The organism is Polaromonas eurypsychrophila, from assembly GCF_014641715.1.
In the GTDB taxonomy this organism is placed as follows: domain Bacteria; phylum Pseudomonadota; class Gammaproteobacteria; order Burkholderiales; family Burkholderiaceae_C; genus Polaromonas; species Polaromonas eurypsychrophila.
In genome coordinates this window covers 170,980-183,568 of sequence record NZ_BMIG01000007.1, presented here as the reverse complement: position 1 = coordinate 183,568, position 12,589 = coordinate 170,980, and the positions used below count along the sequence as shown (strand labels likewise).

Sequence of the window (12,589 nt, the reverse complement as noted above, 5' to 3'; positions counted from 1 at the left end):
TGCTCATGGAGCCAAACCAAGAAACCGGCGCGGAGTCTCGCACCGGCGTCGCGACCTATATTGTTGAAGCGATCGTCGCCACCTGCATTGTCATCATGGGGGCCGTGGTCCTCCAGGGCAGTTGGGCCCTCGGGTCAGGCTGGACCAGCGACGGCCCCGGCGCTGGCTACTTTCCTTTCTACATCGGCATCATCCTGTGCATTTCCGGCGTCGGCACCCTCTATCAGGCACTCCTCGGAAAAAATCGGAATACCGACGTCTTCGTAGATGGCGAACAGCTCAAGCGCGTGCTGTCGGTCCTGCTGCCGGCGCTGGTTTACGTGCTGGCCATCCAGTTTGTAGGCATTTACATGGCTTCGGCTGTCTACATTGCGCTGTTCATGATCATCCTGGGCAAATTTTCCCCGATCAAAAGCGTGATCACCGCCCTGATCGTGGTGGTCCTGTTTTTCTTCATGTTTGAGGTCTGGTTCAAGGTTCCCTTGTTCAAGGGCCAGTTCGACCCGCTGAGTTTCCTCGGCTACTAAGTCCTCCTTACCCGTACGAGCCTACTGACCCTTTACTGACCGGATATCGAAATGGAAGAACTAAACTCGCTTTTTCACGGATTCAGCGTCATCCTGACGCCGATGAACATCCTCCTGATGTTCGTGGGCATCATCCTTGGCGTGCTGATCGGTGTGCTGCCCGGCTTGGGCGGCGCCAACGGTGTGGCCATCCTGCTGCCCCTGACCTTCACGATGTCGCCGACCTCGGCGATCATCATGCTGTCATGTATCTACTGGGGCGCCCTGTTTGGCGGCGCCATCACGTCGATTCTGTTCAACATACCGGGTGAGCCCTGGTCAGTTGCAACCACCTTCGACGGTTACCCGATGGCCCAACAGGGGAAGGCTGGCGCCGCGTTGACCGCAGCGTTCACATCGTCTTTCATCGGTGCGTTTGTTGCCGTGGTGATGATCACTTTCCTGGCTCCCCTGGTTGCCAAGTTTGCGCTGAAGTTCGGGCCGCCGGAGTTCTTTGCTGTTTACCTGCTGACCTTCTGTAGCTTCGTGGGCATGGGCAAAGGCTCTCCGTTCAAGATCCTGGCGTCCATGACTATCGGTTTTGCGCTGGCTTCTGTCGGCATGGACACAGTGACCGGCCAATTGCGCCTGACCTTCGGTATCCCTGACCTGATGCGCGGCTTCGATTTCCTGATCGCCGTGATCGGCCTGTTCGGCATCGGTGAAATTCTGCTCTCAATGGAAGAAGGCTTGGCTTTCTCCGGAAAAAGCGCCAAGATCGATCCCAAGGTTGTGCTTGAGACATGGAAGAAGCTGCCGAAATACTGGATGACAACGGTTCGCAGCTCGCTGATCGGTATCTGGATGGGCATCACCCCCGGCGGCGCCACTCCAGCCTCGTTCATGAGTTACGGCCTGGCCAAGAAAATGTCCAAGAACGGTTCCAAGTTCGGCACCGGCGAGATCGAGGGCGTGATTGCGCCAGAAACCGCAGCGCATGCTGCCGGTACCAGCGCCCTGCTGCCCATGTTGGCACTCGGCATTCCCGGCTCGCCGACCGCAGCCGTTCTGCTCGGTGGGCTGCTGATCTGGGGCCTCCAGCCCGGACCGCTGCTGTTTGTCGAGCAAAAGGACTTCGTCTGGGGCCTGATTGCCAGCATGTACCTGGGTAACCTGGTGGGTCTGATCGTTGTGCTGACCACCGTGCCGCTGTTTGCATCCATCCTGCGGATTCCGTTTTCCATCATTGCACCAGTGATTGTGGTGATCTGCGCGATCGGCGCCTACACCGTCCACAACGCCATGCTGGACATCTGGTTCATGATGCTGTTCGGCGTGATTGGCTACCTCTTCAAGAAGCTGGACTACCCGCTTGCACCGCTGGTGCTGGCGCTGGTGCTCGGAGACAAGGCAGAAGACTCCTTCCGTCAGGCGATGCTGGTATCACAGGGCGAAATGTCCATCATGTGGTCCAACCCGCTGGTCGGCGGCATCACCCTGCTGGCCCTGATTTTGCTGCTGTGGCCCCTGATCTCCCGCTTGATCGCCAAGGTCCGTCCACCCAAAAAGGACGAATTTGCAGCGGAACAGCCGGTAGACTGACCGTCTGACCAAGTCAACAAAAAAAGCCGGGTACATCACCCGGCTTTTTTTATTCCTGCTGCGATTGCCCTGTCAGATTTTCCCGCGCTGCTTGAGACGGCTCAGGGTTTCTGCCGAGAGGTTCATATAGGATGCCAGCTCTTTCTTCGGAATGCGGTCAAACAGCTCCGGGTGCTTGCGCAGAAAGCGCTTGACACGGCCAGGCGCATCCAGCAAGTGCAGTGTGATGGTATGGGCCATGATTTCGCTCATGAGCCGCATGACGTAATACTCAAAAGACTGCTTGATTTCGTAGTGGCGCTCCAGGAAGGCCACCCAGTCCGTCAGCGGCAGCTTGGCCACCCGACCTTTTGTCACGCAGACGGTGCTGTAAGGCGTGGGGGTTCCCAGACGCCATGCCGCGTAGCTGGTTTCCATATCGCGCTCGTCGGCAAAACGCAGAATCATCTCCTTGGCTTCCTGGTTGGTCACAACCCGCTTCAAAATGCCTTCCAGGATGAAATATTGTTCCATTTCGTGCGCACCCTGGTGTAACAGCGTGTCGCCTTTCTGGCTGTCGACGATCACCAGATGAGACTCCAGTTCAGCGCTCTGCTCCGCTGTCATTCCCTTGAGAACCAGGTTTTGCCCAAGCTGGACGCGAATGACGTTTCTATCGGGATGGTTTTGTACAGACAGCATGACGACTTAGGTTGAGTCGATTCAGGTTTCGTCTGTATTCGGGAGCGCCGAATGCAACGAAAATTGACCGTGGTCAATAGAGAAAACCGAATCGATTCCTATGATACCCCGACGGTGTAAAAGACCCGTGCGGGCACAAGAACCAGGGAGGCTGATCCACAATGGAAAACCCTGACTTCAGCCAGTGGGTCTTTTGGCACACCTGATGCTGCCAGCCACCTTGCTTCATCCTTATCGAAGTCAAACGAAGAGACATTCATCATGACAAACGACACTCAATCAACAGAACAGACGGACGGGTTTCACCTTGTCATCGACGCCCTGAAACTCAACGGCATCGACACAATTTTCGCCCTGCCCGGCATCCCCATCACCGACCTGACGCGCAAAGCACAGGCCGAGGGCATCCGCATGATCTCGTTCCGCCACGAACAGCATGCCGGCAACGCCGCCGCCGCCGCCGGATTCCTGACGCAAAAGCCCGGCATCTGCCTGACGGTGTCGGCTCCGGGCTTCCTCAACGGCCTGACGGCACTGACCAACGCCACCACCAACTGCTTCCCGATGATCCTGATCAGCGGCTCGAGCGAACGCGAAATCGTCGACCTGCAGCAGGGCGACTATGAAGAGATGGACCAATTAGCGATTGCCAAGCCGCTGTGCAAGGCGGCTTTCCGCGTGCTGCATGCCCAGGACATCGGCATCGGAATTGCACGCGCGATTCGCTCGGCGCTGTCGGGCCGCCCCGGCGGTGTCTACCTGGATTTGCCGGCCAAACTGTTCGCGCAGACCATGGACGCCGCAGCCGGCAAACGCTCGCTGGTCAAGGTGGTGGACCCGGCGCCGCGCCAGCTCCCCGCGCCTGACTCCGTCAAACGCGCCCTCGACCTGCTCAAAGGCGCAAAACGCCCCCTGATCGTGCTTGGCAAGGGGGCAGCCTATGCGCAGGCCGACGCCGACATCCGCGCCCTGATCGAAAAAACCGGCATCCCCTATCTGCCGATGTCTATGGCCAAGGGTTTGTTGCCCGACACCCATGAGCAGTCGGCCTCCGCCACGCGCTCGCATGTGCTGGCCGAAGCCGATGTGGTGATGCTGGTCGGCGCGCGTCTCAACTGGCTGCTGTCGCACGGCAAGGGCAAGACCTGGGGCGGAGCCAATGCCGACACCCGGCAGTTCATTCAGATCGACATCTCGCCAACCGAGATGGACAGCAACGTGCCCATCGCCGCGCCGCTGGTGGGCGACATCGGCTCCTGCGTATCGGCACTTCTGGCCGGTCTTGGCTCAAGCTGGGCCAAACCGCCGGCAGAATGGACCGACGGCATCAAGGAGCGCAAGGACAAAAACCTGTCCAAGATGGCTGCCACCCTGGCATTGAACCCTGAGAAAATGAACTTTCACAGCGCGTTGAACGTGATCCGCAACGCGGTCAAGGCGCGTCCGGACGCCATCGTTGTCAACGAAGGCGCCAATACCCTGGATTTCGCGCGCAGCATCGTCGACATGTACGAGCCGCGCAAGCGCCTGGACGTCGGCACCTGGGGCATCATGGGCATCGGCATGGGTTTTGCGGTCGCCGCAGCCGTGGTCACCGGCAAACCTGTGATTGCCATCGAGGGTGACAGCGCCTTCGGCTTCAGCGGCATGGAAGTCGAAACCATCTGTCGCTACAACCTGCCAATCTGCGTGATCGTCTTCAACAACAATGGCATTTACAAGGGCACCGACGTGAATCCGCTGGGCGGCGATGTGGCGCCCACTGTTTTCGTCAAGAATGCACGTTACGAGATGATGATGCAGGCTTTTGGCGGCGTCGGCGTGCTGGCCAACACCCCGGCCGAACTGGCCAAGGCGCTGGATGAGGCTGTGGCATCCGGCAAACCGACCCTGATCAATGCCATCATCGACGAGACGGCCGGCACCGAAAGCGGCCGCATCACCAGCCTGAATCCGCAAAGCGCGAAGAAAAAGTAATCAAGTCCACTATTTAAGGAGAAAACAAATGAGCAACAAACCACTCGCAGGCATCAAGATCATCGACTTCACCCACGTTCAGGCCGGTCCCGCCTGCACTCAGATGCTGGCCTGGTTCGGCGCTGACGTGATCAAGGTCGAGCGTCCTGGCTCTGGCGACGTCACCCGAAGCCAGTTGCGCGACATCGAAGGCGCTGACGCGCTGTACTTCACCATGCTCAACAGCAACAAGCGCGGTCTGACGCTGGACACAAAAAAGCCCGAAGGCAAGGAAGTGCTGGAGAGGCTCATCAAGGAATCCGACGTGATGGTCGAGAATTTTGGTCCCGGTGCGCTGGATCGTATGGGATTCACTTGGGAACACATTCAGTCTCTCAACCCAAAAATGATTCTGGCATCCGTCAAGGGCTTCTCTGATGGTCACCACTACGAAGACCTGAAGGTTTACGAAAACGTGGCCCAGTGCGCGGGTGGCGCAGCATCCACCACCGGCTATTGGAAGGGCGAGAACTCAGGTCCCACCATTTCGTCTGCCGCTTTGGGCGATAGCAATACCGGCATGCACCTGGCCATCGGTATTTTGACGGCCTATATCGGCCGCCAGCAGACTGGCAAGGGCCAAAAAGTCGCCGTGTCCATGCAGGACAGTGTGCTCAACCTGTGCCGCGTCAAGATGCGTGACCAGTTGCGTCTGGACAACCTAGGCTACCTGGAAGAGTACCCGCAATACCCGCATGAAATGGAAGCCTTCAAAGATGGCGTGGTGCCGCGTGGCGCCAATGCCGGCGGTGGCGGACAACCCGGCTGGATTTTGAAATGCAAGGGCTGGGAGACCGACCCCAACGCTTACATCTATTTCACGGTCCAGGGTCACGCCTGGGAGCCGATCTGCGACGCACTGGGCAAACCCGAGTGGAAGACTGACCCCGCCTACACCACGGCCAAAGCACGCCAACCACACATCATGGAGATCTTCGCGACGATTGAAGCATTCATTGCTGACAAGACCAAGTTCGAAGCCGTGGACATCTTCCGCAAGTTTGATATTCCTTGCGCGCCCGTGTTGTCGATGAAGGAGTTGTTGCATGACAAATCCTTGCGCGCCAGTGGCTCCATCGTTGAAGTACCGCACAAAGTGCGCGGTAGCTATTTCACCGTGGGCAGCCCGATCAAGTTCTCTGACACCAAGCCCGAAGTAACGGCATCGCCCCTGCTGGGAGAACATACCGATGAAGTTCTGACTGAGCTCGGCTACAGCAAGGACCAGATCGCAGCCATGCACACGGCGAAAGCAGTCTGATCCCGGAAAGTTGAGGCCTTGGTCGCAAAGGCCTGAAAAAGACGGCGTTCACTTGAGCGCCGTCTTTGTTTGAGGCACTAGCCAGTTTATTTGCCAGCACCACGATTGGATCTATGCAAACAACAACCGACTTGAAACAACTGGTGGAGGCCGTTGGCGATGCCATCGTCGCTTCCGACGCTGGTGGCGCCATCGTTTTGTGGAATCCGGCTGCCCAGCGCATGTTCGGCTTCACCGAAAGCGAAGCACTCGGCCAGTCACTGGACATCATCGTTCCGCAGCGCCAGCAGCAGCGCCATTGGGACGGCTACCACCAGACCATGGCAACCGGAAAGACACGTTATGGCAACGATGTGCTGCGCGTACCGGCTGTCCACAAGGACGGGCACACCCTGTCCATCGCCTTTACCGTGGCTCTGCTACACACGCCGGACGGCAAGGTTTCGGCGATTGTGGCGGTCATCCGCGACGAGACTCGCCGCTTCGCTGAAGAAAGAAACCTGAAAAAACGCCTAACCGAACTTGAAATCCAGCTTGCTGCTCCGGTCAAAGCTCCCTGAACCTGAGCGCATGCACCCAGTGATTAACATAGGGGTTGAACCGGCCGCCAACGCTGACGGAGCCATGTTTGAGCAACCTATTTCAACTTCCATGCAGGTATTTCCATGAGCAAAGCATTAGACGGTGTTCGCATCCTCGATTTCACCCATGTCCAGTCGGGCCCGACCTGTACCCAGCTGCTGGCCTGGTTTGGTGCGGATGTGATCAAGGTGGAACGCGCCGGCGAGGGTGACGCCACACGCGGACAACTTGCCGACATTCCTGGCGTGGACAGTCTGTATTTCACAATGCTGAACCACAACAAGCGCTCGATCACGCTGAACACCAAGAACGCCAAGGGCAAACAGGTGCTCGACGAGCTCATCAAGACCTGCGATGTGCTGGTCGAGAACTTCGCGCCAGGCGCGCTGGACCGCATGGGCATCACCTGGGAGCACATCCAGACTCTCAACCCGCGCATGATCGTGGCCTCGGTCAAGGGTTTCGGCCCCGGTCCCTACGAAGACTGCAAGGTGTATGAAAACGTCGCGCAGTGCGCCGGCGGCTCGGCATCCACCACCGGTTTCGACGACGGCCCGCCGATGGTGACCGGCGCCCAGATCGGTGACAGCGGCACCGGCCTGCATCTGGCGCTGGGCATCATGGCCGCGCTATATCAGCGCAACACCACCGGTCGCGGCCAAAAAGTGCTGGCCCCCATGCAGGACGCCGTGCTGAACCTGTGCCGCGTCAAGCTCCGCGATCAGCAGCGCCTGGAGCGTACCGGCACCATGCATGAGTACCCGCAGTACCCGGACGGCAAGTTCGGCTCGGCCGTTCCGCGCGCCGGCAATGCCTCCGGTGGCGGGCAGCCGGGCTCCATCCTCAAGTGCAAGGGCTGGGAAACCGACCCTAATGCCTACATTTACTTCATCACGCAAGGCGGTGTCTGGCCGGCCGTGTGCAAAGTCATTGGCGAGGAAGGCTGGATCACCGACGAGGCCTACGCCACCGCCGCTGCCCGCCTGCTCCACCTCAAGCCCATCTTCGCGCGCATTGAACAATGGACCATGACAAAGACCAAGTTCGAGGCCATGGACATCCTGAATAAATACGACATCCCCTGCGGTCCCATCCTGTCGATGAAGGAAATTGCCGAAGAACCCGCGTTGCGGGCCAGCGGCACCATCGTCGAAGTGGACCACCCCACGCGCGGCAAGTACCTGACCGTGGGCAACCCGATCAAGCTGTCCGACAGCGCCACCGAAGTCACGCGTTCGCCCCTGCTGGGTGAACACACGGACGAGGTGCTGACACAACTCGGCTACAGCGCCGAGTACATCGCCGAGTTACGCACCGAACACGTCATCTAGCGGGTCAACCCGCGTTTTTCCAAGAAGTTAGCCCACATGAACTACCCCGTCATCCCCATCGCCGTCCTGGAGGTTTCCTCCAAACAGAGAAAACGTCAGGCGCCCAAGGGTCGCCGCGTCGATCCGGTGGCGCTGGCCGATGTACAGCGGCTGCTGGGCACCGAGTCACGCCAGGCTGATTTGCTGATCGAGCACCTGCACAAGCTGCAAGATCACTTCGGCCACCTGTCCGCAGCCCACCTGGCTGCACTCGCGCAGGAAATGCGTCTGGCGCAGACCGAGGTCTACGAGGTCGCGACTTTCTACCACCACTTCGATGTGGTCAAGGAAGGCGAGGCCGCGCCGGCGCCGCTGACGGTGCGGGTGTGTGACGGCTTGTCCTGTGAGATGGCTGGCGCCCAGGATTTGCTGGCCAAACTCCCCGGCCTGCTCGGCCGGGACATCCGGGTCATCGCCGCACCCTGCATCGGGCGCTGCGAACAGGCTCCGGCGGCGGTCGTCGGGCAGAACCCGGTCCCGAATGCCACCTGCGAAGCTGTCATGGCCACCGTCGCCACCGGCGCCGTCAAACACGTGCCCGAGGGTTTTGTGGACTTCGCGGCCTACCAGGCCGCAGGTGGTTACGCCCTGCTCCAGCAATGCGTTTCCGGTGAGAAGGATGTCGAGGCGGTCATCAAGATCATGGAAGACTCCGGCCTGCGAGGTTTGGGTGGCGCCGGTTTCCCTTCGGGCCGCAAATGGCGCATTGTCAAGGCTGAAAAAGGTCCGCGCCTGATGGCCGTCAACATCGACGAAGGCGAGCCCGGCACCTTCAAGGACCGCGTCTACCTCGAGCGCGATCCGCACCGTTTCCTCGAAGGCATGTTGATCGCCGCCTGGGCCGTCGGCATCGAGACGATCTATATCTACCTGCGCGACGAATACCACGGTTGCCGCAGCATGCTGGAAGCCGAGCTGATCAAGCTACGGGCTTCACCGCTGATGGCCGGCATGCCGGCGGTCGAGTTGCGCCGCGGCGCCGGTGCCTACATCTGCGGTGAAGAGTCGGCCATGATCGAATCCATCGAAGGCAAACGCGGCATGCCGCGCCTGCGCCCGCCTTATGTGGCGCAGGTCGGCCTGTTCGGCCGCCCGACGCTGGAGCACAACTTCGAAACCCTGTACTGGGTGCGCGACATCCTGGAAAAAGGCGGTGAATGGTTTGCCTCGCACGGACGCAATGAGCGCAAGGGCCTGCGCTCCTTCTCGGTCTCCGGTCGGGTCAAGGTACCGGGTGTCAAGCTGGCACCCGCCGGCATCACCATCCGCGAGCTGATTGAGGAATTCTGCGGCGGCATGCTGGACGGCCAAACCTTCTACGCCTACCTGCCCGGCGGCGCCTCGGGCGGCATTCTGCCAGCCACGATGGGCGACATCCCGCTCGACTTCGACACGCTGCAGCCCTATGGTTGCTTTATCGGCTCGGCAGCGGTCATGGTGTTGTCCGACAAGGACACCGCCACCGATGCGGCGCGCAACATGATGCGTTTTTTCCACCACGAGTCCTGCGGCCAGTGCACGCCCTGCCGCGTGGGCACAGCAAAAGCGGCCCACCTGATGGCGCAACCCAAGTGGGACTTGCCCCTGCTTGCCGACCTGTCGCTGGTCATGCGTGACGCGTCGATCTGCGGCCTGGGTCAGGCCGCGCCGAATCCGATGGACTGCGTCGTCAAATACTTCCCTCATGAGCTGGCCTGAGCACGTTCGGACACCAAGACAAAAGGCAACACCATGAATGCAATTACCCGCCAAGAACTCGCCGAACTGGATGCGCCGCTGGTGAGCTTCAGCCTCAATGGCCGTGAAGTCCAGGGCCGCACGACGGAAACCCTGCTGCAAGTGGCCAAACGTGAAGGCGTGGAGATTCCGCACCTGTGTTTCAAGGAAGGCCTGGAAGCGGTCGGCAACTGTCGCTCCTGCATGGTCGAGATCAACGGCGAGCGGGTGCTGGCGCCCTCCTGCTGCCGCGCACCGACGGCCGGCATGAAGGTGGTGACCGACAGCGAGCGCGCCGTCGCTTCGCAAAAGCTCGTGCTCGAACTGCTGCTGTCCGACATGCCCGAGAAGGACTACACGCGCAACAACGAGGTGGACCAGTGGGCCGCCAAAATCGGCGTCGGCAAACCCCGATTCGAAGCACGCCAGCAAGTGCGCCAAGACCTGTCGCACCCCGCGATCGCGGTCAATCTCGACGCCTGCATCCAGTGCACCCGCTGCCTGCGCGCCTGCCGCGATGAACAAGTCAACGACGTGATCGGCCTGGCCTTCCGCGGCGACCAGGCCAAGATCGTGTTCGACATGGACGACGCCATGGGCGCATCCACCTGCGTGGCCTGCGGCGAGTGTGTGCAGGCCTGCCCGACCGGCGCGCTGATGCCGGCGCGTGAGGCGGCCCTTACCGTGCCTGACAAGCAGGTCGAGTCGGTCTGCCCGTATTGCGGCGTCGGCTGCCAGCTCACCTACAACGTCAAGGACGACAAGATACTGTTCGTGGAAGGCCGCGACGGCCCGTCCAATCATGGCCGCCTGTGTGTCAAGGGCCGTTACGGCTTCGACTACGCGCACCATCCGCACCGCCTGACCCAACCCCTGATCCGCCGTGAAGGCGTGCCCAAAACCGGTGACTTCACGATGGACCCGGATCGCGTGATGGACGTATTCCGCGAAGCCAGCTGGGAAGAGGCGCTGGAATTTGCCGGCGGTAAACTCGCCGCCATCCGCGACACCCACGGCAAGAAGTCGCTGGCCGGCTTCGGCTCGGCCAAGGGCAGCAACGAGGAAGCTTATTTGTTCCAGAAGCTGGTTCGCACCGGTTTCGGCAGCAACAATGTGGACCACTGCACGCGGTTGTGCCATGCCTCGTCGGTCGTCGCCTTGCTGGAAGGCATTGGCTCGGGCGCCGTGTCCAACCCAGTGATGGATGTCACCAAGGCTGATGTCGTCGTGGTCATAGGCGCCAACCCGACCGTGAATCATCCGGTCGCCGCCACCTGGATCAAGAACGCCATCAAGAACGGCACCAAACTGGTGGTACTTGATCCGCGCCGCTCCGACCTGACCCGCATGGCACACCGCCACCTGCAATTCAAGCCAGACACCGACGTGCCCATGCTCAACGCCATGATGAATGTCATCGTGACCGAAGGCCTGGTGGACCAGGACTTCATCGACAGTCGCACCATCGGCTACGAGGAGCTGCGCAAAAATGTCGAAGGCTACACGCCGGAACTGATGGCGCCGATCTGCGGCATCGACGCCGACACGCTGCGTTACGTCGCGCGCCTGTATGCCACCTCCAAAGGGTCCATGATTCTCTGGGGCATGGGTGTGTCGCAACACGTGCACGGCACCGACAATGCCCGCTGTCTGATCGCGCTGGCGCTGATGACCGGTCAGATTGGCCGTCCCGGCACCGGCCTGCACCCGCTACGCGGCCAGAACAACGTCCAAGGCGCTTCCGACGCAGGCTTGATCCCGATGATGCTGCCGGACTACCAGCATGTCTCCAGCCCCACAGTGCGCGCCAGCTTTGAAAAAGCCTGGAAGGTGCCCGAAGGCTCGCTAGATGACACGCCGGGCCTCACGGTGGTCGAGGTGATGCACGCGATCAAGAAGGGCGGCATACGCGGCATGTATGTGCAGGGCGAAAACCCGGCCATGTCCGACCCGGATGCCAACCACGCCCGCGAAGCGCTCGCGGCACTCGACCACCTGGTGGTGCAGGATATTTTCCTGACCGAAACCGCCTATTTGGCCGATGTGATCCTGCCGGCCAGCGCCTTCCCCGAAAAGGACGGCAGCTTCACCAACACCGACCGGCTGGTGCAGATGGGCCGCAAGGCCATCAACCCGCCCGGCGACGCGCGTCAGGATTTGTGGATCATCACGCAGATCGCCAACCGCATGGGTTGCGGCTGGCACTACAACCATGTCAGCGAAGTCTTCGACGAGATGCGCCACACCATGCCCAGCATAGGCGGCATCACCTGGGACCGGCTCGAGCGCGAGCATTCGGTCACCTACCCCTGCATGAAGGAAGGCGACCCCGGCCAGTCGGTGGTGTTTGTTGACAGTTTTCCGCGCGAATCCGGCCGAGCCAAATTTGTCCCGGCCGACATCATCCCGGCCGCTGAACGGCCGGACACCGACTACCCGATGGTGCTGATCACCGGCCGTCAGCTCGAACACTGGCACACCGGCAGCATGACGCGGCGCGCCACCGTGCTCGACGCGATCGAGCCCGATCCAGTGGCGCTGGTGCACCCACTGGACCTGGCGGCGCTGGGTGGCAAACCGGGCGACGTGGTGACCATCGCATCGCGTCGCGGCGAGGTCGCGCTCTACGCACGGGCCGACGAAAGCTCGCCGCGCGGCGCGGTGTTTGTGCCCTTCTGCTACTACGAGGCGGCAATCAACAAGCTGACCAACGCGGCGCTGGACCCGTTTGCCAAGATCCCGGAGTTCAAGTACTGCGCCATCCGCGTCACGCTGGGCGGTGTGGCGCCGGTGCAGGACAGCTACGGCGGCGGCCAGGCGCTGGAAAACTCGGTCGCGCTGGCCGGTATCTGAGC

General features: G+C 60.8%; 9 protein-coding genes. 8 read left to right on the top strand and 1 reads right to left on the bottom strand.

Annotated features, from left to right (window positions below; all coding sequences use genetic code 11):
- Positions 1 to 5 precede the first annotated feature (5 nt).
- Together IEX16_RS11750 and IEX16_RS11745 are read left to right on the top strand one after the other, a co-directional pair.
- Positions 6 to 527: a tripartite tricarboxylate transporter TctB family protein gene (locus IEX16_RS11750; protein WP_188708675.1), complete on the top strand. Its 522-nt coding sequence runs from the start codon at positions 6 to 8 to the stop codon at positions 525 to 527.
- 51 nt (positions 528 to 578) lie between these two features.
- Positions 579 to 2,108 carry a tripartite tricarboxylate transporter permease gene (locus tag IEX16_RS11745; protein WP_188708674.1) on the top strand — a complete coding sequence of 510 codons (1,530 nt, stop codon included), beginning with the start codon at positions 579 to 581 and terminating at the stop codon, positions 2,106 to 2,108.
- 72 nt (positions 2,109 to 2,180) lie between these two features.
- Here the strand turns inward: IEX16_RS11745 and IEX16_RS11740 are convergent, their stop codons facing one another.
- Positions 2,181 to 2,789: a Crp/Fnr family transcriptional regulator gene (locus IEX16_RS11740; protein ID WP_188708673.1), complete on the bottom strand. Its 609-nt coding sequence runs from the start codon at positions 2,787 to 2,789 to the stop codon at positions 2,181 to 2,183.
- A 261-nt stretch (positions 2,790 to 3,050) separates the two neighbouring features.
- On the opposite strand from IEX16_RS11740, the gene oxc reads away from it, so the two are divergent.
- The 6 genes from oxc to fdhF all read left to right on the top strand — a co-directional run bounded on the left by oxc (position 3,051) and on the right by fdhF (position 12,587).
- Positions 3,051 to 4,766 carry an oxalyl-CoA decarboxylase gene (gene oxc / locus IEX16_RS11735; RefSeq protein ID WP_188708672.1) on the top strand — a complete coding sequence of 572 codons (1,716 nt, stop codon included), beginning with the start codon at positions 3,051 to 3,053 and terminating at the stop codon, positions 4,764 to 4,766.
- Positions 4,767 to 4,794: 28 nt separating this feature from the next.
- Complete coding sequence (frc, locus tag IEX16_RS11730) at positions 4,795 to 6,066, top strand: formyl-CoA transferase (RefSeq protein WP_188708671.1); 1,272 nt, start codon at positions 4,795 to 4,797, stop codon at positions 6,064 to 6,066.
- A gap of 113 nt (positions 6,067 to 6,179) precedes the next feature.
- The gene (locus IEX16_RS11725) at positions 6,180 to 6,626 is read left to right on the top strand and encodes a PAS domain-containing protein (RefSeq protein WP_188708670.1); all 447 of its coding nucleotides are present in this window, start codon (positions 6,180 to 6,182) and stop codon (positions 6,624 to 6,626) included.
- A gap of 105 nt (positions 6,627 to 6,731) precedes the next feature.
- Positions 6,732 to 7,979 carry a formyl-CoA transferase gene (gene frc, locus IEX16_RS11720; RefSeq protein ID WP_188708669.1) on the top strand — a complete coding sequence of 416 codons (1,248 nt, stop codon included), beginning with the start codon at positions 6,732 to 6,734 and terminating at the stop codon, positions 7,977 to 7,979.
- A 36-nt stretch (positions 7,980 to 8,015) separates the two neighbouring features.
- On the top strand, positions 8,016 to 9,716 hold the full coding sequence (locus IEX16_RS11715) for an NAD(P)H-dependent oxidoreductase subunit E (protein WP_188708668.1): 1,701 nt from the start codon (positions 8,016 to 8,018) through the stop codon (positions 9,714 to 9,716).
- Positions 9,717 to 9,749: 33 nt separating this feature from the next.
- Complete coding sequence (gene fdhF / locus IEX16_RS11710; RefSeq protein WP_188708667.1) at positions 9,750 to 12,587, top strand: formate dehydrogenase subunit alpha; 2,838 nt, start codon at positions 9,750 to 9,752, stop codon at positions 12,585 to 12,587.
- Positions 12,588 to 12,589 lie beyond the last annotated feature (2 nt).

Bases quoted from the DNA above. Each gene is read 5' to 3' on its own strand.
- IEX16_RS11750 (WP_188708675.1), top strand. From the start codon at position 6: ATGGAGCCAAACCAAGAAACCGGCGCGGAGTCTCGCACCGGCGTCGCG.
- IEX16_RS11745 (WP_188708674.1), top strand. From the start codon at position 579: ATGGAAGAACTAAACTCGCTTTTTCACGGATTCAGCGTCATCCTGACG.
- IEX16_RS11740 (WP_188708673.1), bottom strand. From the start codon at position 2,789: ATGCTGTCTGTACAAAACCATCCCGATAGAAACGTCATTCGCGTCCAG.
- oxc (WP_188708672.1), top strand. From the start codon at position 3,051: ATGACAAACGACACTCAATCAACAGAACAGACGGACGGGTTTCACCTT.
- frc (WP_188708671.1), top strand. From the start codon at position 4,795: ATGAGCAACAAACCACTCGCAGGCATCAAGATCATCGACTTCACCCAC.
- IEX16_RS11725 (WP_188708670.1), top strand. From the start codon at position 6,180: ATGCAAACAACAACCGACTTGAAACAACTGGTGGAGGCCGTTGGCGAT.
- frc (WP_188708669.1), top strand. From the start codon at position 6,732: ATGAGCAAAGCATTAGACGGTGTTCGCATCCTCGATTTCACCCATGTC.
- IEX16_RS11715 (WP_188708668.1), top strand. From the start codon at position 8,016: ATGAACTACCCCGTCATCCCCATCGCCGTCCTGGAGGTTTCCTCCAAA.
- fdhF (WP_188708667.1), top strand. From the start codon at position 9,750: ATGAATGCAATTACCCGCCAAGAACTCGCCGAACTGGATGCGCCGCTG.